At 64.3% G+C, this 22,453-nt stretch carries 15 protein-coding genes; 10 read left to right on the top strand and 5 right to left on the bottom strand.

Annotation, left to right across the window (positions count from 1 at the left end; all coding sequences use genetic code 11):
• Positions 1-75 precede the first annotated feature (75 nt).
• From ACFC3J_RS04520 to ACFC3J_RS04510, 3 genes are all read right to left on the bottom strand, one after another.
• A complete protein-coding gene (locus ACFC3J_RS04520; protein WP_375195013.1) occupies positions 76-2,364 on the bottom strand; it encodes a TonB-dependent receptor in 2,289 nt (762 codons plus the stop codon).
• 109 nt (positions 2,365-2,473) lie between these two features.
• A complete protein-coding gene (locus ACFC3J_RS04515) occupies positions 2,474-3,874 on the bottom strand; it encodes a porin (protein ID WP_375195012.1) in 1,401 nt (466 codons plus the stop codon).
• 128 nt (positions 3,875-4,002) lie between these two features.
• Positions 4,003-4,959: a PQQ-dependent catabolism-associated beta-propeller protein gene (locus tag ACFC3J_RS04510; RefSeq protein ID WP_375195011.1), complete on the bottom strand. Its 957-nt coding sequence runs from the start codon at positions 4,957-4,959 to the stop codon at positions 4,003-4,005.
• Between the two features lie 150 nt (positions 4,960-5,109).
• Here ACFC3J_RS04510 and pedF point away from each other — a divergent pair, with 150 nt between their 5' ends.
• From pedF to ACFC3J_RS04490, 4 genes are all read left to right on the top strand, one after another.
• Positions 5,110-5,547 carry a cytochrome c-550 PedF gene (gene pedF, locus ACFC3J_RS04505; RefSeq protein ID WP_375195010.1) on the top strand — a complete coding sequence of 146 codons (438 nt, stop codon included), beginning with the start codon at positions 5,110-5,112 and terminating at the stop codon, positions 5,545-5,547.
• A 2-nt stretch (positions 5,548-5,549) separates the two neighbouring features.
• Positions 5,550-6,404, top strand: coding sequence for a substrate-binding periplasmic protein (locus tag ACFC3J_RS04500; RefSeq protein WP_375195009.1), 855 nt, complete (start codon positions 5,550-5,552; stop codon positions 6,402-6,404).
• Positions 6,405-6,541: 137 nt separating this feature from the next.
• A complete protein-coding gene (locus ACFC3J_RS04495) occupies positions 6,542-8,284 on the top strand; it encodes a methanol/ethanol family PQQ-dependent dehydrogenase (protein WP_375195008.1) in 1,743 nt (580 codons plus the stop codon).
• An 11-nt stretch (positions 8,285-8,295) separates the two neighbouring features.
• Positions 8,296-9,087 carry a response regulator gene (locus ACFC3J_RS04490; RefSeq protein WP_375195007.1) on the top strand — a complete coding sequence of 264 codons (792 nt, stop codon included), beginning with the start codon at positions 8,296-8,298 and terminating at the stop codon, positions 9,085-9,087.
• A 241-nt stretch (positions 9,088-9,328) separates the two neighbouring features.
• On the opposite strand, the gene ACFC3J_RS04485 is transcribed toward ACFC3J_RS04490, so the two are convergent.
• Positions 9,329-9,619 carry a helix-turn-helix transcriptional regulator gene (locus ACFC3J_RS04485; RefSeq protein ID WP_375195006.1) on the bottom strand — a complete coding sequence of 97 codons (291 nt, stop codon included), beginning with the start codon at positions 9,617-9,619 and terminating at the stop codon, positions 9,329-9,331.
• 294 nt (positions 9,620-9,913) lie between these two features.
• Between ACFC3J_RS04485 and ACFC3J_RS04480 the strand changes: the two genes are divergently transcribed.
• Together ACFC3J_RS04480 and ACFC3J_RS04475 are read left to right on the top strand one after the other, a co-directional pair.
• Positions 9,914-11,260: a gluconate:H+ symporter gene (locus ACFC3J_RS04480; RefSeq protein ID WP_375195051.1), complete on the top strand. Its 1,347-nt coding sequence runs from the start codon at positions 9,914-9,916 to the stop codon at positions 11,258-11,260.
• 12 nt (positions 11,261-11,272) lie between these two features.
• Entirely contained in the window at positions 11,273-11,950 is a 678-nt protein-coding gene (locus ACFC3J_RS04475; RefSeq protein WP_375195005.1) for a FadR/GntR family transcriptional regulator, read from the top strand.
• Between the two features lie 42 nt (positions 11,951-11,992).
• On the opposite strand, the gene ACFC3J_RS04470 is transcribed toward ACFC3J_RS04475, so the two are convergent.
• Positions 11,993-12,523 carry a gluconokinase gene (locus tag ACFC3J_RS04470; protein ID WP_375195004.1) on the bottom strand — a complete coding sequence of 177 codons (531 nt, stop codon included), beginning with the start codon at positions 12,521-12,523 and terminating at the stop codon, positions 11,993-11,995.
• A 204-nt stretch (positions 12,524-12,727) separates the two neighbouring features.
• On the opposite strand from ACFC3J_RS04470, the gene ACFC3J_RS04465 reads away from it, so the two are divergent.
• From ACFC3J_RS04465 to ACFC3J_RS04450, 4 genes are all read left to right on the top strand, one after another.
• A complete protein-coding gene (locus tag ACFC3J_RS04465) occupies positions 12,728-15,757 on the top strand; it encodes a glycosyl hydrolase family 28-related protein (RefSeq protein ID WP_375195050.1) in 3,030 nt (1,009 codons plus the stop codon).
• Between the two features lie 129 nt (positions 15,758-15,886).
• Positions 15,887-18,841: a TonB-dependent receptor domain-containing protein gene (locus ACFC3J_RS04460; RefSeq protein WP_375195003.1), complete on the top strand. Its 2,955-nt coding sequence runs from the start codon at positions 15,887-15,889 to the stop codon at positions 18,839-18,841.
• Between the two features lie 189 nt (positions 18,842-19,030).
• Positions 19,031-22,036, top strand: coding sequence for a glycosyl hydrolase family 28-related protein (locus tag ACFC3J_RS04455; protein ID WP_375195002.1), 3,006 nt, complete (start codon positions 19,031-19,033; stop codon positions 22,034-22,036).
• A 10-nt stretch (positions 22,037-22,046) separates the two neighbouring features.
• Positions 22,047-22,453 (top strand): ThuA domain-containing protein (locus tag ACFC3J_RS04450; protein ID WP_375195001.1); only part of this gene is annotated, 407 nt, incomplete at its 3' end.

Here is a 22,453-nt window from a genome sequence, read left to right as displayed (position 1 = left end):
TGACCTTTGGTCCTAAGATCACGGCGCTGACTTTGGGTGGGAAGCGGTCATTGGATTGTCCAAAGCCCCCAACGCTCAGAACTTCGCTTTCACCCCTGCATACCATCGTCGCGGCGCGCCCGGCCCATAGGCGCGCGGGTCCGACGCACCGGGCGCCTCAACCAACGGCACTTCGCCCACATCGGCGAAGGTGCCGAAGGTCGCATATTTGCGGTCGAACGCATTGCGAAGCTCGCCAAACAGCGTCACTCCCGGCATGATGTCGATCCCGGCGCGCAGATTGACCAGCGCATAGCCGCCCAGCCGCGCCTGATCATTGCCCTCGTCTCCCGTCAGATATTGCCCCGACCGCGCAATCACGTCGCCGCCGATCGACCATCCCCGGCCCGCATGATCCAGCGACAGCGTCGCGCTATGGCGCGGAATGCCCGCCAATCGGTCGCCCGGCTGGACGAAGATCACTCCGGCGGCATCCGCCGACGGGTTGGCCGGGCTGGAAAGTGCCAGCGAATGCCGATAGGTCGCATCGGTAAAGGCATAGCTCAGCCCGCCGGCAAAGCCGCCGCGCCTCGCTTTCAGACTGAATTCCACGCCCTGCCGCCGGGTTGCGCCAATGTTACGGAACCAGGCCCGCCCGCGAATGGCCGACGCCACATATTGGATGTCGTTGCGATTGCGCGTGCGATAGGCCGACAGCAGCCATTCAAGCTGGAATCCTCCCAGCGTTCCGTGCCCGCTTGCGCCCGCTTCCCAGCCTTTGGCGACCACCTGCCTGAGCGGGGGATCAGCGACGAAGAAATTGGCGAGGCTGCATGGCGCCGTTTCATCGGCGCAGGACAGTTCGGCAGGCGTGGGGGCGCGGTTGCTCTCTGCATAGCCCGCCCGCAGGCTCAGACCCTCGGTCAGCGCATAGTCCAGTTCCACGCCGGGGTTGATCCGCTCATATCCATGATCCCCGTTGAGCGCGGTGCCGATAAGGTCGCGCATGGCGATCTGCGCATGATTGTAGCGCAGCCCGATTTCGGCCGACAACTTCGCTGTCAGCGGCAGCCGGTCCTGCACGAAGATGCCCCAATAAGTGGCATGGGCGATCAGGCCCACCGGCCCGATGGCCCCATCCGCCTGGGCGATGAGCGGTCCCAAACCGTCGACGCTCCGGTCCCCGGTCAGCCCTCCCAGTTCGGCGGAGGCGCCAAAACGACTGCGGCTGTTGTCATAGCTGATCCCGACCCCGAGATGGTTGGTCCCGGCCAGCAGGGGGCGTTCGTCGATAAGCTGGACGATCACGCCCATGGCGCGGCTGCCCAGCCGCCCGCGATTGAGCAGGCCGTAACCTTCGCCGCCCAGACTGTCCAATATCGCATTGCCGTTCCGATCGGTCAGCAGCGCCTCGTCTTCGCCGCCCATGGTTTCCAGGCAGAGCTGTTCCTCCTCGCACGCTTCGATATCGGCGGCATCGCCATTCACAGTGCGCAGCTTCAGTTGCTGGGCATAAAGCGTGCCTTCGATCCGCGTCCGGCCGCTGAGCGACACCCAGGGATGCAGGCTGATCCGGCCATAGCGGGCCCTGGCGTTGTCCGGCCAGGTGAAGACTGCGCGCCGGTCCGCGTCCAATAATTCGACGGGGGCGACGCCATTGCCGGTAAGGTCGGTATCCGCACCGATCCACTTCATGTGCAGACCGCCCGACGCGGTATCGAAACCCAGATCCAGATAGCCATTGTAGAGCGTTGAAGGCGAATGAGCGCGCCAGCCGTCTTCGTGGGAATATTGGAAGGCGGCAAAGGCACTGAAATCACCCCGTTGCAACCCTCCTGCCGCACTTGCCTCCTGCGAACCGAAGCGTCCGGCAGTAAGGATGGCTTCCAGCCCCGGATCGCTGAGGCCGGTCTTGGTGTCGAACACCATTGCGCCGCCCAATGCGTTGAGGCCGTATATGGCGCTGCTGTCGAACAGGGTGAAACTGCGGATCGCCGCCTCGGGCAGCAGGTCGAAGGCAACGGTGTCGCCAAAGGGCTGGTTGAACCGCGCGCCGTCCAGATAGACGGCCAGCCCCTGCGCCTGACCCTGAAGCGGCGAAGCGATAAACCCCCGATAGAGAAGATTGGGCTGCCACGGATTGCCCTGCGCGTCCTGTAGGGTGACGCCCGCCATGGCGCGGGTGATCGCACCCAGCAGGTCGGGCGCACCTGCACGGCTGATATCCCCGCCGGTCAGGCTGAGCGCATCATCGGCATCGACCATGCCGCCGGGCGCCGTGACGATGATCGACTGTCGCTCCGCATCGACGGCACCAGTATCGGCCCGGGCCTGCCCGGCCAGCAGAAGCAACGCCGTGCCCGTCAGCCACATGCTCTTTGTCATCCCCGTCCCTCTTTTTTACTTGTTCCCCAACGGCATGACGCTGTCCAGCCATGAAAAGGGCCGCATCCCTGATAGGATGCAGCCCCCCTTCGCGACATTGTTCCTTGGGTCAGAAGAACAGGATGGCTCCGGCCGCGATCGCATCGGAACTGGCCTGATTGCCGTTATGCGCTTCCGACCTTGTGTGAACATATTCGCCGAGCAGCGTGACCCAGCTGGTCAGACCATAGCGAACCTGCCCGACCCAGCTGCTGTTCTTGTCGACCAGCGTGGGGTTCGCCAGCGCGTCCGCGGCATTGGCATGGTCGAGATTGCTCTCGCCATAGCTGCCGCCGACCGAGAATTTGCCGAAGCCGGCAAGGCCCTGAAGATAGAAGCCGTGGCTGTCGCGCCTGTTGCCAAGGCCATCGGTGTCGAACAGGTTGAGCGCGGTGGTGCCAAGACCCGAGGCGTCATAATAGGTGCCCACCAGTGTCAGCGGCCCCACCATGATCTTCGCGCCCGCGTCCCAGCCCCAGCCGGTATAATCGGGGCCGGCGACCACATTGTGCTTCTGATGGACGCCCGCCGCCCAGAGACGCGTGCTGATGCCGCCCAGCTTGCCGTCATAGACCAGCTTCGCCTGAAAGCCCGGCTCCTTGTTGGATTCGGCCGGGCCGGTCAGCGAGGAAAGGGGCTCGAAAATGCCGACGCTGGCGGCAAAACCGCTGAAGTTGGGCGTGGTGTAGGTGATCTGCGGCTGGAAGTCGGTATAGATATAGCCGACGCCGATCCGCCCCAGCGTGGTGTTGGACGGCGCGACATTGCCTGCGGGCGTGCCCGACGACAGCAGCGTGATGTCGTTCAGTATCTGCTCGGACGCGAACAGTCCGATGTCGCGACCGATCTTCACCTCGCCAAAGCCCGGACGGCCGAAGGTCAGGTAAGTCTGGCGAAAATCTATGCCCGCCGTTTGCAGCCCGCGCGGATTGCCGGGGCTGTTGGCGCCGCCGCCTGCCGCATAATTCACCGAATTGATGCCCGGATACATGCCGAAATGCGCCCCCACATCCCAGCCGCCCTGTTTGGTGGTCACTTCCACCTTCAGGAAACCGGGCAGAAGACCGTTGCGGATCGCCGAGCTGTTGCTGCCTACCGTCGCCACGCCTCCGACGACGCTGTTTGAGGCGCTGGGCGCCTCGCCATTGTCATGGACGTAGAAGCCGTTCACAGAGCCGGAGAATTTGAGCGTGATATCGCCCATTTCAAAGCCCACGCCGCTGTTGGTCATGTGAACGGTCCGGCCGCCGCCCGACGCATCGGGAGTCACGGCGGGAGCGGCGGGAGCGGCGGGTGCAGCCGCTGCCTCGACGCCGTCGCCCTTCAGCAGCTGGTCATATTCCTCGTCGGAGAGAATTCCCTTTTCATGCAGCCGCTTCAGCAGATCGGCCGTGGTTCCGGCCATGGCTGGCGTGGCAGTCGCGCAAAGCAGCCCCATGGCCGCGCTCGCGAGGAGCAGCGTCCTTTTCATATCCATCCTCCCTCTTATGTGCCGGTCAAAGCCCCCGGCATGAGGGAGAGTGGGGCGAGTGGCGCGGAGCGGAAATTGGACTTAGGGCTTCCTCCCTTGGGACAAGACGTCCTCTCCCGTCGGCGGACTCAGGGAACCGCGACAATGCCCCAGGGCGCGACCCCGACCGGGACAGACCCAGTCACCTTCGCCTCGGCCAGATCGATCACGCTCACATTGTCCGAAAGGCCATTGGCAGCATAGGCATGGGCACCATCGCTGCTCACTGCCACATGCCACACGCGCTTCCCCACCGGCACATAGATGCGCACCTTGCGCGTCGCCACATCGACCAGCGCAACATGATCCGCCCGCCCCAGCGCGATTACCGCCGTCCTGCCGTCAGGCGTGAAGCGGATGCCGCAGGGCAAGATGCGATGCTCCGCCACGCCGGGAACGGCAAAGCGCAACGTCTCCACCACCTTGCGCGTCGCGGTGTCGATGATCTGCACCGTGCCCCCGACCTCCGCCGCGATCCACAGCTGTTTACCGTCAGCGGTGAACTCGACATGGCGCGGCCGCAGGTCGACAGGGGTAGCGTCAACCATCTCCTTTTTCGCCACATCGATCCAGTTGACGACATTGTCCTCTTCAGACGTTACCACAACCCACTGGCTGTCGGGACTTTGCGCCACGCCCTCCGGCTCGCCGCCGACATCGACCTGAAAGGCGACGCTTCTCGTCGCGAGGTCGATCGCCGTCAGCGCGGCATCATCCTCGTTGGCGACGAACAGGGTTTTCCCGTCGCGCGACAGAAAAAACTGCTCCGGATCCTCCCCGGAGGGCAGCTCCGCAACGACCTTCCCCGTGGCCCGCTCGATCACCTGCACCGCATGGTCGGTCGAAGCACAGAGATAGATATAACGTCCATCCTTCGACACGGTGATCCCGCGCGGCCGTCCGCCCACGGGCCAGTTCGCCACCACCCTGGCGCTCGCCGCATCGATCACCGAGACGCTGTTCCCCCGCTCGTTCGAGACATAGAGCGTCTCCGCCCGCGCCGTCATCGGAACCAGCATCAGTCCCGCCATAAGGATGCGCTTCATCGCCTGTGATCCTCTCCGTCCAGCTCCCCTTCCAACGGTCTACAGGTCAGGCGCGGTCACCGGGATTGTACCAACGGCCAATAGGGACGCAGCGTCCGCCGGCCTACACTCGAAGCCAATCAGGGAAATAACCGGGTGAGGATTTGGAATATGAGTCTGGCCAAGAATTTCGGGCGCATCCCGCTGCTGGGCGCCATCGCCATATTGGGCGCGACCGCGGCGACCGGACTGATGGCGCATGGCAACGTGACGCCGCAGGCCATCGACACTTCCGCCTTGCCGGAGATCGGCGCCGAATGGCTTGCGAAAAACCCCTATAGCGGCAATGCCAAGGCGATCGAGATCGGTCAGTCGGCTTACGGGCAGAACTGCGCCCGCTGCCATGGCCTGGACGCGGAAAGTGGCGGTATCGCGCCCGATCTGCGCTATCTGGAGCTGGGCGAGTCGGGCGATCAATGGTTCGTCGAGCGCTTCCGCCACGGCTCCAGCCATGATGGGAAGGTCTATATGCCGCCCTTCGGAGACGTGTTGGGCCAAAAGACCGGCTGGGCGATCCGCGCCTGGCTCGAAACCAAGCACGAAGGCTGAAAATGATTAGCCGGCGATGCCTTCTTGGCGGGAGTGCCGCACTGGCTTTGGGGTTGCTGCCGGGGATGTCCCGGGCAGCCCCACTGGGCAAGGTCAAGGATCTGGGCGTGCTGCGGGTGGTGGTCTATAAGGACAACCGCCCCTGGTCATGGGAGGAAGGCGGCAAGCTCACCGGCCTTGATGTGGATCTCGCCAATACCATTGCCGCAAAGCTGGGCGTGCGCGCCGACGTTGCGCAGCTGGCTGCGGACGAAAGCGTCGATGATGATCTGCGCCATGGCGTGTGGAAGGGCGGACTGCTCGGCTTTGCACCGGGCGATCTGATGCTGCACATTCCCTTCGATCGAACCTTTGCCGCGCGCAATGATCAGGTGGCGATCATCGCACCCTATTATCGCGAGAGCTTCCGTTTTGCGGGATTGCAGAACGCCGTCGATCTCGAAGCGCCGCCGACCGCCTGGCGCGGGCATCGTCTGGCGGCGGAGCTGGACAGTATTCCCGATTTCTACCTGATCGGGTCCTTTGGCGGGATATTGGCGAAAGATGTCGCTCATTATTCCAGCGGTTCCGCAGCGGTCGCGGCCGTGGCATCGGGCAAGGCCGATGCGGTGCTCGCCAGCCGCGCGCAGATCGAGGAAGCCATGCAGGGCGGCGGCGCGAAGCTCTCCCTGCGGAAAGGGCCGCTGCCCGCTTTCACCTCGCCCGGCTGGGATATCGGCATGGCGGTGAAGGAAAATAGCCGCACCCTCGGCGATGCGGTGGAGGAGATCATCGCCGCCATGACGGCGAGCGGCGAGATGAAGGCACTCTTTGCGCCCTATGGGGTTGAATGGACCCCCGCCGTCGCGGCGGGGTAATCCCCGGACCCTCCCCAGCGAGAGACGGGGAGGCGGGCGCCAGCCGACCAAAGGTCCAATTGCTGCGCACGATCAGCGCAATAATCTCAAATTTGGGAAGGGGCGCCGAACACGCCCTGCAACAGAGGGAGGATCATATGAAAGGACGTAAGATACGTGCGTTGTCCGGCGCCGCCGCCATGACGCTGGCATTGGCCGCCGCGCCGCTGCTGGCCGAAGGGCCGACCGACGCCGACCTCATGAACGACGCCGCGACGCCGGGCGACGTTCTGACCTATGGCATGGGTCCGCAGGCGCAGCGCTTCAGCCCCTTGAAGACGATCAACGCCTCCAACGTCGCGAAGCTCGTTCCCGCCTTCGCCTCCTCGCTCGGCGGGGAAAAGCAGCGTGGTCAGGAAGCCCAGCCGATCGTCTATGACGGCACCATCTACGTCACCGGCAGCTATTCGCGCGTCTTTGCCTTCGACGCCCGCACCGGCGAGGAAAAATGGCAATATGACGCCCGCCTGCCCGAAGCGATCATGCCCTGCTGCGATGTCGTGAACCGCGGCGCAGCCATCTATGGCGACAAGATCATCTTCGCTACGCTCGACGCACATATGGTGGCGCTCAACCGTCACACCGGCAAGGTCATCTGGAACAAGCAGACCGCCGATTATCAGGCGGGCTATTCCGCCACCGCCGCGCCGATGGTGGTGAAGGGCAAGGTGATCTACGGCAACTCCGGCGGCGAGTTCGGCATCACCGGCGCGGTGGAAGCCCGCGACGTCAACACAGGCGAACTGATCTGGCGCCGCCCGACCATCGAGGGGAATATGGGTACCCTGGGCGGCAAGGATAACGGCGTCACCGGCAAGACCAACGCAAGCTGGACCGGCGACCTGTGGAAGACCGGCGGCGGCGCGACCTGGCTGGGCGGCACCTATGATCCGGAAACCAACCTGCTGTTCTTCGGCACGGGCAACCCCGCGCCCTGGAACAGCCATTTGCGCAAGGGCGACAATCTCTACACCAGCTCGACCCTCGCCATCGATCCCGACACCGGCGTCATCAAATGGCATTTCCAGACCACCCCGCATGACGGCTGGGATTTCGACGGCGTCAACGAGTTCATCCCCTTCGACGCGACCGTCAACGGCAAGCCGATGAAGCTGGGCGCAAAGGCTGACCGCAACGGCTATTTCTTCGTGCTCGACCGCACCAACGGCAAGTTCATCAGCGCCAACAGGTTCGTCATGCAGACGACATGGGCCGATGGCTTCACCAAGGCAGGCCGTCCCAACTATGTCGATGCCAACCGCCCCGGCGCACCGGGCGAAGCGGCCAAGGGATCGTCCGTCTTCGCCAGCCCCAGCTTCCTGGGGGGCAAGAACTGGATGCCGATGGCCTATAGTCAGGACACCGGCCTCTTCTACATCCCGTCCAACGATTGGGGCATGGACATCTGGAACGAGCCGATCGCCTACAAGAAGGGCGCAGCCTATCTGGGCGCGGGCTTCACCATCAAGCCCATTGCCGAGGATCATATCGGCGCGCTGCGCGCCATGGACCCCAGGACCGGCAAGATCGTCTGGGAATATAAGAACAAGGCGCCGCTCTGGGGCGGGGTACTCTCGACGGCGGGCAATCTGGTCTTCACGGGCACGCCCGAAGGTTATCTGAAAGCCTTCGACGCCAAGACCGGACAGGAGTTGTGGAAGTTTCAGACCGGCTCAGGCGTGGTCGGCAGCCCGGTGACCTGGGAACAGGATGGCGAGCAATATGTCGCCGTCATGTCCGGCTGGGGCGGCGCGGTCCCCCTCTGGGGCGGAGAGGTTGCCAAGAGCTTCAAGGACATCAATCAGGGCGGTTCGCTCTGGGTGTTCAAGTTGCCCAAGTAAAGGATAGCGAGATGATCGTCATGGGACGCGGCAATTATGTGCAGACCGTTTCGGCCATGCCGCCGGGTGCGATGCGGCTTGCCTCGTCCCCTGACTTGTCCGATGATCCGGGGCGAGGGGTGGGCCAGTATATGAGCGGCACATTTGCAGGGGACGCGCCGATCATGGAGCGGGTGCTGATCGTCGACGATCACCCGCTGGTGCGCGACGGCCTGCGCAGCGTCATCGCGATCAGCTTCGACAATATCGAGGTGTTCGAAGCCGCCAGCATGGACGAGGCTATCGCCACGCTGGAAAAGCAGGATAATTTCGACCTCATCCTGCTCGACCTCAACATCCCGGACGTCCGGCGGCTCGACGGGCTGAAACTGCTGCGGGACCGTTTCCCGATCCTGCCCGTGGTGATGGTGTCGGGCGCCTTCGACCGCGCCATCGTGCAGGAAGCGCTGGCGGCAGGCGCGGCGGGCTTCATTCCCAAGTCGCTCAAGCGCAGCGCCATTGTCGACGCGCTTCACCGCGTCGTGTCGGGCGAAATCTACCTGCCCGAAGCCATGGGCGAAAGCGTCGCCCCCACCGCCGAGGAGGATGAAATCGTCCGCCGCATCGACAGCCTGACGCCGCAGCAGAAGACGGTGCTGGCCCATCTGGTGCGGGGACGGCTGAACAAGCAGATCGCCCATGATCTGGGCGTGTCTATGACCACCATCAAGGCGCATGTGTCCGCCATTCTTCAGAAGCTGGGCGTGCTGAGCCGGACGCAGGCGGTAATCAAGGCCAATCAGGTGCATTTCCGGGCCGACTGACACGCCCTCTCATCGAAAGGATCCGGGTGACCTGGGTGACAGGATGGCAACGGGAAAAAGCGCCGCGTTCTTCTTCCATGCTCGTCACGCCGTTCAGCGAGCCGTCGGAGCCACAGCATCTCAGCCCGACTGAAGGAGGATAAAGGCAGCCGCCCTTCACCCTGCACGAGAATGCGCCGGGTTTCATCGACGCGGGGCACCTGTTCATTCCCGGCGCGGCACAGGTCTTGCGTTCCACGCCCTAGGCAGCGAGATGCCAGCCCATATTGCCGGCGACCACGGCGACCTGCGTGCGATTGCGCACGTTCAGCTTGCGCATCAGGGCGGTCATATGGACTTTCACCGTGGCCTCGGCCATGCCCAGCTCATAGGCAATCTGCTTGTTGAGCAATCCCGAATGAACGCAGCGCAGAACCTTCATCTGCGTCGGGGTCAGATGGGGCGGCGTGCCGCCTCGTCCGGAATCAGCTTCGTCCTGATAATCCTGCGCAGGGCGATCGAGAATGTCGTGCAGGCCTGTGCCGAAATCCATCTTCCCTCTCCTGTTTTACGACCGTTGAGACTAAATCTCCAAGGATTCGCGTTAGCGCTATCTTATTTGAACTGGTCTGACAGGTTCAAGAAAAATTTTCCCAAAATCGATAAATTTCGTAGTCTTTCGCCGGAATCGACTTATAATCTGTCCAACAGATTTTATCGAGCCGGATAGCGCAGGCGCCGGCTGACTGTCGGAAAATGGGAGGGAGAGGATGAAGGTTTCGCTTCGTCGGCGCATGTCATGCCATCCGGCCGCGCGCCGATCCGCCATCGGCGCGGGGATCGGCCGGTGACGGCGGAAGACGTCCGGCTGCTGCTGTCGGCCCTGATCGGGATCGCGCTGTCCATCACCCTGATCATTCGCGGGCGGCTCCATCCCTTTGTCGGGCTGCTTTGTGGCGCATTCGCGGTTGGCCTGCTCGCAGGCCTGCCCATGGCGGAAACGGCAAAGGCGGTGGAAAAGGGCGCAGGAGCGATCCTGGGCGGAACCGGACTGGTGGTGGCGCTGGGGCTGGGTCTGGGCGCCATGCTGCAACTGTCCGACGGGGCAAGCGGGCTGGCGCGGGCAGCGCTGCGGCTGTCGGGCGTCCGGGGTGCGCCTTGGGCCAGCCTGTTCACCGCCATCGTCATTGGCCTGCCCCTGTTCTTCGAAACGGGCCTTGTCCTGTTGTTGCCCATCGTCGCCTCGGCCGCCGCGGCGCTGCCCAGGGGGCTGGATGACGACACGGCAAAGCTGCGGCTGATGCTGCCCGCGCTGTCGGGCCTGTCGGTCGTCCATGCGCTGGTCCCGCCGCATCCCGGTCCGCTGCTCGCCGTCAATGCGCTCGGCGCCAATCTGGGACTGACGCTTTTCTACGGCCTGATCGTGGGCATACCGACCGCCATCATCGCCGGCCCGGTGCTGGCACGCTTCACCGCGCCGGGTGTGAAGTTGAGCGCTCCGCTGCTGGAGCCGATCAAGGTGGATGTCGCCACCCCCTCGGTCGCCCGCGCGCTGACGGCCGTCTTGTTGCCGGTCGTGCTGATTGCGGCCGGACAGGCGGTCGCCCTGCTGCCGCCTGCCATTGCCGTGCATTTCCGCTGGCTCGACTGGGTCAGCGATCCGGTGGTCGCGCTGCTGGTCGCCGTGCTGGCCGCTCTGCCCCTGCTTTTCGGCCGCCGGATCACCGACCGCTCCATTCAGGGCGCGATCTGGGCCGAGGCAATGACGCCGGCCGGCGGCATTCTGCTGGCAATCGGCGCGGGCGGCGCGCTGAAACAGGTGCTGGTGACGGCTGGTCTGTCCGACATGCTGGTCAGGCTGGCCGATGGGGGAGCCATCTCTCCCTTGCTGCTCGCCTGGGGCGTGTCGGTTTGCATCCGGCTCGCAACGGGGTCCGCAACGGTCGCGACGATCACCACCGCGGGAGTGATGGAAGGCCTGGTGGCCGCTTCGGGCGTGCAGCCGGAATGGATGGTTCTGGCCATCGGCGCGGGATCCCTCTTCTTTTCCCATGTTAACGATCCCGGCTTCTGGCTGGTGAAAAGCTATCTCGGCACCGACATGGCGGGCACGTTCAGGACCTGGTCGATCATGGAAACGGTGGTCGCGGTGGTGGGGCTGCTGTTGGTACTTGCGGCCAGCAGCATCTTTTAGGAGGGGGCAGCGATGAACCAGGCACGCCTTTCCGATCAGGCCTATGCGGGCATTGTCGAGATCATCAAGTCCGAGGAACTGGAAGTAGGCGCGCGCCTGCCGTCCGAAGCGCGTCTGGCCGAAATGTTCGGCATGTCCCGCGCCATCGTGCGCGAGGCGCTGGTGCGGCTGGCGTCCGACGGGATAACCGAGGCGAGGCGAGGCGCTGGCTCCTTCGTCAAGAGCCGCCCGTCCGAGCGGCTGGCCGCCTTCATGCCGCTCAGCGAACTGCCGACTACCCTGGGCAGCTACGAGGTCCGTTTCGTGCTGGAAGCGGAGGCTGCGCGGCTGGCCGCGACACGGCGATCCCCCCAGGAGATGGCGCATATAGAGGAAGGCATGGCGATGCTGAGGGACGCCTTGCTGTCCAGCGAACCGGCCCATGCCGAGGACCGGGAATTGCACCGCCGCATCGCAGTGGCGACGGGCAATCCCGCCTTTCTGATCGCCTTCGACGCACTTTGGGGGGATGTCGAAAAGATCATGCGGGCGGGCGTCGACATTTCCCGGTCCCGACCGCCCGAAGTGATCGCGACCATGCTGCGCGAGCATGAGGTGATCGTGGACGCCATACGCGCGCAGGACCCGGAGGGCGCAGCGCTCGCCATGCGCTGGCATCTATGGGAGGGGCGGCGGCGGCTGATGCCTTAGTTTTGGAAATGCGCGGGAGAGCGCATTTCCAAACAAACCCGCTCAGCGCAGCCAGTGCAATATGGCCTCGCGCAAAAGGGCGGGCGCGTCATCCGTGTTCAGTATCAACGCCTGTTCTTCGGCCAGCGGCCGTTCCAGTGTCGCAAGCTGGCTTTCCAGCAGGCTGGCGGGCATATAGTGGCCGGGGCGGCTGGCAAGCCGGGCGAGCAGCCGGTCGCGGCTGTTCTCCAGCAGAATGAAGCGGACGGGCGCGCCGATCGCGCCGCGCAGCCTGTCACGATAGCCCCTGCGCAAGGCCGAGCAGGCGGCCACCGCGACGCCATGTTCCGCGACGGCCGCATCCATGGCCGATCCCAGCCGGTCGAGCCACGGCCAGCGATCCTCATCCGTCAGCGGGCAGCCGCCCCGCATCTTTTCGACGGCTTGCGCGGAGTGGAAATCGTCGCCTTCCAGAAAGGGGCAGTGCAGCGCCTCTGCCAGCAACGCTCCCAGCGTCGATTTGCCGCAACCGCTGACCCCCATCAGGATGATCGCGAGCGGAGAAACGGGCAAAGGGTCGATGGCGGCGGGCAAGGCAGGATTCTCGCAGAGGTTGATCCGGCCTCGCTATAGAAGCGGGGGCAAGGGCATGAAAACTACGACCTTTGTCGCAAGTGCCAGACGGGATGGCGCGATCTAGAGCATTTTTCCAAGCAGGCGCGATCGCCTGCCGGCTCGGAACATGCTGAAATCCCGAACGCAGCATGATTCGATATCAATATGGCTGGGAGAGGGTCGATGATCGGACGCGGCATTATGGCGGCTTTGATGGCGGCTTCGGTTCTGGCAGGACCGGCTTCGGCCCGGGCGGCGGGGCAGTCGGTGTTCCCAGTGGCGCCCGACGAGCCGCATGCCGTCACCGTCAAGGCAAAGGGCGACGGGCGCAGCGACGACGGCGACGCGATCCAGCAGGCGCTCGACAAGGCGCGCGACGCGACCGGGCATGGCATCGTCTTCCTGCCGTCGGGCCGCTATCGTATTACGCGGACGCTGGTGGTGCCCGCGGGCGTGCGGCTCTATGGCGTGGGACCGACCCGGCCCGTCATCTTGCTGGGCGCACGCACGCCCGGCTTCCAGCAAGGCGTTTCGACCATGATCGTCTTTGGCGGGGGCGACCAGTATCAGGTGGGCAAGGTGCCGGTGCCCGTGCCGACCGTCGTTCCCCGCGACCGTATCGTGCGGGACGCCAATTCGGGCACCTTCTATTCGGCCATGAGCAATGTCGACATAGAGATCGGCCCCGGCAATCCGGCAGCCGCAGGAGTGCGGTTCCGCATGGCCCAGCACGCCTTTCTGAGCCATATGGACTTTCGTCTGGGATCGGCCTTTGCCGGGGTCTATCAGGCGGGCAACGTCATCGAAAATGTCCGGTTCGAGGGCGGCCGCTATGGCATCGTCACCGAAAAGACCTCCCCCGCCTGGCAGTTCACGCTGATCGATTCCAGCTTCGAGGGGCAGCGGGATGCGGCGATCAGGGAACATGAAGCCGGCCTCACTCTGGTCAATGTCGCCATTCGCGACACGCCGGTCGGCATCGAAGTGGATCGCGGCTATGGCGACTCCCTCTGGGGTAAGGATGTCCGCTTCGACAATGTGAGCCGGGCGGGCGTCCTCATCTCCAACGAGAAGAATGTCTTCACCCAGATCGGTTTTGAAAACGCGCTGGCGGCGAACACACCAGCCTTCGCCCGTTTCCGCGACAGCGGCCGAACCGTGGACGGCAAGGGCAAGGCCTATAAGGTCGCGTCCTTCTCCTACGGGCTGGCGGTGCCGGAACTGGGACAGATGGGCGACTATGCGACCGAAGCGGCGATCGAGGCTCTGCCTGCCCTGCCCGCCCCCCGCGCGCCCGCCATCCGCGACCTGCCCGCCATGGCGGACTGGGTGAATGTGCGCACGCTGGGCGTGATGGGAGACGGGCGGGCGGACGATACCGCCGCGCTGCAACGGGCTATCGACGGCCATCGAATCCTTTATTTTCCGGCGGGATTCTACAAGGTCACCGACGGGCTGAAGCTGCGCCCGGACAGCGTGCTGATCGGCCTGCATCCGGCGATCACGCAGCTTTACGTTCCGGACGGCAATTCGCGCCATGCCGGTCTGGGCACGGTGCTGCCGATCCTGCAAAGTCCGAAGGGCGGGGACAATATCCTGTCGGGTCTGGGCCTGTTCACGGGCCGGGTAAACCCTCGCGCCTCGGCGCTGCTATGGCGGTCCGGCGAACAAAGTCTGGTCGAGGACGTCAAGATCATGGGCGGCGGCGGCACGCCTACCGCTGACGGCAAGACGCTGGGGACGATGAGCGTCCATACCGGCGATCCGGTGACGGACGCGCGTCTGGACGCGCAATATCCCAGCATCTGGGTGACGGACGGCGGCGGCGGCACCTTTGCCGACGTGTGGAGTCCCAACAGCTTCGCGCAGGCGGGATTCTACGTCACCGACACCAGCACGCCGGGCCATGTCTATGAAATGTCGGTCGAGCATCACGCCCGCAATGAATTCGTGCTCGACAATGTCCAGAATTGGGAATTTCTCGCGCCCCAGACGGAACAGGAAGTGGGCGACGGCCCCAACGCCGTCTCGCTGGAGATCCGCAATTCGCGCAACCTGCTGTTCGCCAACTATCATGGCTATCGCGTCACGCGCAGCTATCATCCCGCCCGCAGCGCCGTGAAGCTGTTCAATTCGGGCGACATCCGGTTCCGCAACGTCCATGTGAATGCCGAAAGCGGCTTTGCGACCTGCGACGATGAAGGGTGCGGCACCTTCCTGCGCGCCAGCAAATATCCGTTCGACAATGCGATCGAGGACCTGAGCAACAAACGCGTCGTGCGCGAACGCGAGTTTGCCAAGCTCGACATCGGCGCCGTGGACCGGGCCATCGCTTCTCCCTCCCCCGGCAGCGCGGCGGTGGAGAAGCTGGAGGATGGCTTCTGGTCGATTTCCGGCGCGGCGGTGGATGCCAAAGGCGCGCTCTATTTCATCGACCGGCGGTTCCAGCGCATCCATCGCTGGAGCGAGGACAAGGGGCTGGAGGTCGTGCGCGATCATGCGCTGGACCCCGTCAATCTGGCGATCGATGCGTCCGGCCATGTGCTGGTGCTGTCGTCGCTGGGACCGAAGGCGGGCGTCTATTCCTTCGATCCGGACGGGCCGAAGGATCAGTTCACGCTGATCGAGCCGACACCGATGCGCGCCGGATCGGCTTCCAGAACGCTGCTGCCGGTCAACTGGTGGAATAATGGCGAGTTTCGCGACCAGCTCGATCCCAAAAGCTATCGGTTCACGACGCTGGCGGAGATGTTCGCCCGCGACGCGGCGACGCCCAAGGCGCAGGAATATGTCTCGCCCGACGGCAGCCTGTCGCTGCCCGCGTTCCGCGTGTGGCAGCAGGGACCGGCCGATCATACCGGCTGGCGCTGGTCCGACAGCCTCAACGCCAACGGGCTTGTCGGCGGCAAGGCCGGGGAGCGGCTGTTCGTCACCAACGGATCGGAAAATGTCACCTATAGCGGCCGGATCGGATCGGGCGGCGCACTGACCGATCTGAAGCCCTTCGCCAATCGCGGCGGCGAAAGCGTCGCCGTCGATGGACAAGGGCGCGTGTTCGTCGCGAACGGGCAGATTTTCGTCTACGGTCCCGACGGCAGGGAAATGGGGCGGATCGATGTGCCCGAACGCCCGTTGCAGATCCTGTTCGGCGGGGCTGACCGGCGCACATTGTTCATTCTGACGCACCACGCGCTCTACGCGGCCAAGCCCTGAAAGCGGCACCTACGACCTATGTCGTAAGTGCGATGAAAGGGCCGCCACGATAATCTTGAGAGGATCGCTCACCATGAGCGCGGCTCGCTCCGGGAGGGGAGCCGAAGGATAAAATAAGGGGAAGGACCAATGAAAGCCGCAATTCAGCTCAGCAGCGTCAGTCTCGCCGTGATGGCGTTCGCCAGCATGGCGCAGGCCCAGACGACGCCCGCGTCCCAGACGCAAGCTGCCGCACTGCAGACCGAAACGACCGGCCAGGCAGCCGCAGGCAATGCCGACATCGTGGTCACGGGATCGCGCATCACCACCAGCGGCTTCAACGCGCCCACCCCTACCACGGTGATCGGCGAAGAGCAGATCGCCAGCAATGCGCAGCCCAACATCTTCAACACCATCGCGCAATTGCCCTCGCTTCAGGGATCGACCGGCGCATCGACCGGCACGTTCAGCACGTCGAGCGGCCAGCAGGGCCTCAGTTCCTTCTCGCTGCGCGGCCTTGGCCCGATTCGCACGCTGACCCTGCTGGACGGACAGCGGGTCGTGGGCGCGAACGTGACCGGCGTGCCCGACATCAGCATGTTCCCGCAACTGCTGGTGAAACGGGTGGACGTGGTGACCGGCGGCGCATCCGCCTCCTACGGGTCGGACGCGGTGGGCGGCGTCGTCAACTTCATCACCGACACGCGCTTCGAAGGGTTCAAGGGCAACATCCTGGGCAGCATCACCAAATATGGCGATGATGAAACCGGGCTGGTCCAGGCGGCCTGGGGCAAGTCCTTCCTCGACAACCGCCTGCATGTCGTGGTGAGCGGCGAATATGACCATGAAGGCGGCGTGGGCGCAGGCGATTTCGGCACCGATCTGGCGGGCAGCCGCGACTGGTATCGCGCGACGACGCTGATGAACACCGGCCAGACCAACAACGGCCTGCCCCAGTTCAACTATCGCGATTATGCGCAACCCTATCAGTATGCGCGCTACGGTCTCATCAACAACGGCCCGTTGCAGGGCATCGCCTTCGACGCGAACGGCACACCCTATAATTTCAACTATGGGTCGAACGGCCAGCCGCTCGGCAACGGGCAGGTTTCCAATTGCTACCGCGGCAACAGCTTCTGCGAGGGCGGCGACCTGTCCGGCGCACCCGGTTCGGGCGCCTCGCTGAAATCGGCGCTGGAACGGATCAACGGCTACACCCGGATCGGCTACGACTTCGCCGACGACAATGAAGCCTATGTCACCGTCAACGTAGCGCAGGTAAAGACCAGCAACCAGCCCAGCCCCGGCTACAACCGGCCGAGCCTGACGGTCCAGTGCGCCAATCCCTTCCTGCCGCAGCTGGTGCGCGATCGCTGCGCCACCGCAGGCATCACCCAGTTCAGCTTCGGCACCAGCAACGGCGCCTTCCCGGATCCCAAGGTCAATACCGATCGCAAGCAGTATCGCTTCGTCGGCGGCCTCAAGGGCAAGTTTGCCCTGGGCGGGACGGACTGGAATTACGACGCCTATTATGAACATGGCATCACCATTTCCGACATCCGCGTCCGCGACATCGTTCTGCAGAACCGCTATGTCGCGGCCACCAATGCAATCACGCTGAACGGCGCGATCGTCTGCGCCGATCCGGCGGCGCGGGCGGCGGGTTGCCAGCCGATCAACATCTTCGGCGGCTTTACGCCGTCGGCAGCGGCTCTCGCCTATGTGGCGCCGCATGAAAATGGCCCCTTTCAGCACACCAAGCTGACGCAGGACGTCGCCAGCCTCAACTTCTCGGGCAATCCGTTCGAATTGTGGGCGGGTCCGGTTTCGGTCGCGTTCGGCGGCGAATATCGGCGCGAATTCTATCGGGTGAACGCCGACCCCTATGGCGCGGGCGTGTCGGCCCTGAGCCCGAACAGCGAAGACTATCCGGCCGACCCGCTGCTCAATTCTGCGCAGGGCAGCAACTGGGCGGCGGGCAATTACAAGAATGGCCGCGGCAAGTATGAAGTCTATGAAGGCTATCTGGAAGTCGACCTGCCGCTTCTCAACTCCGATACGCTGGGCCGCGCCAACCTGAATGCCGCTGGCCGCGGAACCCATTACAGCACGTCGGGCACGGTCTGGACGTGGAAGGTCGGCGGCACCTGGGACACGCCGCTCGACGGCATCCGCCTGCGCGCCGTGACCTCGCGCGACGTGCGCGCACCCAATCTGTCGGAACTGTTCGCCGCGCCCACGGTGACCACGCTGCCCAACTTCAACGACCCCTTCCGCAATCAGGCGGTGCAGGTCTTCCAGAATACCATCGGCAACCCGAACCTGAAGCCGGAAGTGGCGCGGAACACCGAACTGGGCATAGTCCTGGCGCGGCCGTCATGGCTGCCGGGCCTCAGCCTGTCGTTCGACTATTACAACATCAAGCTGAGCGGCGTGGTATCCACCCTGTCGGCGGACCAGATCGTCCGCTTCTGCTTCGAAGGCAATCAGGCCTTCTGCGGCGGCTTCCAGCTTGACGGGCCGCAGGGCACCAATTTCGTCAACGTCCAGCCGTTCAACCTTGCCTCCTGGAAGACGAGCGGCTTCGATATCGAGGCGAGCTACCAGTGGCAGCAGCCGCTGGGCCTGCCGGGCAGCTTCACGATTCGCGCACTGGGCACGCATATCCGCAAGTTCATCGTCAATGCGGGCATCGCCGGCGTCGATCCGGTCGATCAGGCGGGCGCCAACAACGGCAACACGCCCGACTGGAAGTGGCTGGCGGTGCAGACCTATGACAGCGGCCGGTTCAGCTTCACGGTGCAGGAACGCTGGATCAGCGACGGCACCTTCGGCAACCAATATGTCGTCTGCCAGTCATCGTGCCCGGTATCGACCGGCAACCACCCCACCATCGACTATAACAAGATGAAGGGCGCCTTCTACGTCGACATCGGCGCGACCTTCAAGATCGGCGACAATCTGTCGATCTACGGCAAGGTCGACAATCTGTTCGACAAGGATCCGGTTGCCGCGCCGCAAACCAACACGGGCCTGGACATCAATCCGGCGCTCTACGACACGCTGGGTCGCATCTACCGCGCAGGCGTCCGCTTCAACTTCTAGTCTCCGCCCCCTCCCTCCCCCACCTCGTCCCGGCCTTCACCGGCCGGGACTTCTTGTAACCGGAGCATGACGATGTACCGAGGATTGAGAGCCTGTCTGGAAATGCGCCCTGCGGCGCATGGCTGCACCGGACAGAAATGCGCTCCTCCCCGCATTTTCATACAGATTCTGGGTGGAGCCTGTGCGTCGATGCTGCTGCTGGCGGCAGCGCAAACAGCTTCGGCATCCCCTTCCGTCTATGCGACTGCGCCCGACGAACCCGGCGCGATCCGCGTGACCGGCGTGGGCGACGGCCGCGCCGACGACAGCGGCGCGATCCAGCAGGCGATCGACAGGGCGGCGGAAAAGGGCGGCGGCGGGATCGTCTTCCTGCCCGCCGGGACCTATCGCATCAGCCGCACCCTCTTCCTCTGGCCGGGCGTGCGCATTTTCGGCATCGGCGAAAAGCGGCCGGTGATCCTCCTGGGCGCCAGGACGCCCGGCTTCCAGCGCGGCGTCGCGCATATGCTGATCTTCACCGGCAGCGCAAGGCAGACCGACAGGGAAAGCCCGCCCGCAGCCTTCCCGCCTGCGGGCAGCGTGCCCTTCAACAAGGCGATCGCCGACGCGAATCCCGGCACATTTTACTCCGCACTCGGCAATATCGATTTCCGCATCATGGACGGCAATCCAGCCGCGACCGCGATCCGTTTCCACTCTGCCCAGCATAGTTTCGTCAGCCATGCCGATTTCGACATCGGTTCCGGTCTCGCGGGCCTCTATCATGTCGCCAACGAGGCCGAAGACCTGCATTTCAAGGGCGGCCGTTACGGCATCCTTGCGGAAAAGACCTCGCCCGCCTGGCCCTTCGCGCTGGTCGACGCCAGTTTCGAAGGCCAGCGCGACGCTGCGATTCGCGAGCATGAGGCCGGGCTGACGCTCGTCAATGTCGCAATCCGCGACACGCCCGTCGGGATCGAGATCGACCGGGGCTATGGCGACTGGCTGTGGGGACAGGATGTCCGGTTCGAGAATGTCTCGAAAGCCGGCGTCATCATCTCCAATGAGAAGAATGTCTACACGCAGATCGGCTTCCAGAATGTGTTCGCGGCGAACACACCCACCTTCGCGCGCTTTCGGGAGAGCGGGCGGACCGTGGCAGGCAAAGGCGGCGCATATAAGGTCACGTCCTTCACCCATGGACTGACCCTGCCGGGACTCGGCCGGATGGGCGATTACAAGACCGATATGCAGGCGGATGGCATCGCAAGCCTGCCCGCGCCTTCGGGACCTGCCATCCGCCCGCTTCCGCCGGTTTCCGAATGGGTCAGCGCCCGTTCCCTGGGGGCGAAGGGCGACAACAGGACCGACGATACCGCCGCACTGCAAAAGGCGATCGACAGCCATCGCGTCGTCTATCTGCCGACCGGCTTCTACAGGGTCAGCGACACGCTGCGCCTGCGCCCCGATACGGTGCTGCTGGGCCTGCATCCCAGCCTGACGCAGATCGTGCTGCCGGACGGCACGCCCGCCTATCAGGGGGTCGGCGCGCCCAAGGCGCTGGTCGAAAGCGCGCAGGGCGGCGACGCGATCGTGGCGGGGCTGGGCCTCAACAGCAACGGCGCCAATCCGCGCGCGACCGCGCTGTTGTGGATGGCGGGCGCCAATTCGATGGTGAACGACGTCAAGTTTCAGGGCGGCCACGGCACCAATCTCTACGACGGCAGCCGCGCCAATCCCTATAACAACAATGCCACCGCCGATCCCGATGCGGCGCGGCGCTGGGACGGCCAATATGCCAGCCTCTGGGTCACGCGGGGCGGCGGCGGAACCTTCGCCAATATCTGGAGCCCCAGCACCTTCGGCAATCCCGGCATCCTGATTTCGGACACGGAAACCCCCGGCCGTCTCATTCAGGCCTCGGTCGAGCATCATGTGCGCACCGAAATCGGCCTCAACCGTGTCGCCAACTGGGAATTGCTGGCGCCGCAGACAGAAGGCGAAGCGGGCGAAAGCGGCGATGCCGTCGCGCTGGAAATCCGCGATTCCCGCAACATATTGGTCGCCAATTTCCATGGCTATCGCGTAACCCGCACGCGCAAGGCCGCCCCGGCTGCGGTGACGCTCTATAATTCGCACGACATCCGGTTCCGCAATGTCCATGTGAACGGCGAAAGCGGCCTTGGCACCTGCGACGAAAATGGCTGCGCGACCTTTTTGCGGCTCACCAAATTTCCGTTTGAAAATGCCGTTCGCGACGTCACGCACGGCATCGATGTGCGGGAACGTGAGTTCGCCGTGCTTGACGTGCCCGCCAGACCGGAGCCGGTCGCGCCCTCCACCTTCGCAGGCGCCAGAGTCGAAAAGCTGGCCGACGGCTTCCACTCGATCGGCGGCGCGGCAACGGACGCGCAGGGCAAGCTCTATTTCATCGACCGCCATTTCCAGCGCATCTGGGGCTGGTCGGATAACCGCAAGCTCGAAATCATCCGCGACGCGTCGCTCGATCCGGTCAATCTGACAGTGGACCGGTCGGGGCGTCTGCTGGTGCTGTCCTCCTACGGACGGAATGGGACAGTGTACAGCGTGACGCCCGGCGCACCCGACACGGAGCTGACGGTGATCCAGCCGACACCGGCCACATCCCATCCCGGCACGGCTACGGTGCTGCCGGTCAACTGGTGGAATAATGGCGAGTTCCGGGACCAGATCGACCCCAAAAGCTATCAGTTCACCACCCTTGCCGAAATGTTCGCCCGCGACATGGCGCTGCCCAAGGCACGCGAATATGTGTCCCCCGACGGCAGCATCGTCCTGCCGGCCTGGCGAGTCTTTGCGCAAGGACCCGCCGACCATCGCGGATTGCGCTTTTCGGACTCGCTCGACAGCTACGGCTTCATCCAGGGCCGGCCGGGCGAGCGGGTTTACCTGACCAATGGCTCTGAAAACCGCACCTATAGCGGCAAGGTCGGGGCGGGCGGGGCGATCACCGATCTCAGGGTCTTTGCCGAACGCGGGGGCGAGGGCGTCACCACCGACGCGCAGGGGCGCGTCTATGTCGCCAACGGGCAGGTGTTCGTCTATGCCCCCGACGGCAGGGAAATCGGCCGGATCGATGTTCCCGAACGCCCGCTCCAGCTGCTGTTCGGCGGGCCGGACGGGAAAAGCCTCTTCATGCTGGCACATCATGCGCTCTATGCCGCCCATATCGACTGAAAGGCCCGGCATGACACGCCTCGCCCGGCCGCTTTGCGCCCTTCTTGCCCTGATGACGGCGTCGGCCGGCTGGGCGGAAGGGCAGTTCAGGCTGCTGGTGCTCGCGATCCCGAACAAATATCATTATGAATATATTCCCATCGCCCGCGACAGTCTGGAAAGGCTCGCGAAGCTGCACGATTTCGATCTGGTCTGGACCAACAGGACCGAGACGTTCGACGGCGATCTCACCCCCTATGCCGCGGTGATGTTCCTGAACACGCCGGGCGAGGAACTCAGCGCCGCTCAGCGCAGCCGGTTCGAAGCCTATATGCGCGCGGGCGGCAATGCGATCGTCGTGCACCGCGCCGCCATCACCCCGCCGGGCAACTGGGTCTGGTATGAAAAGATGGTGGGCCGCAGCTTCGTCATCCATCC

It is taken from the genome of Sphingobium sp., from assembly GCF_041987595.1.
GTDB lineage: Bacteria > Pseudomonadota > Alphaproteobacteria > Sphingomonadales > Sphingomonadaceae > Sphingobium.
The sequence above is the reverse complement of the archived record's forward strand: the minus strand, read 5'-3'. Positions and strand labels throughout refer to the sequence as shown.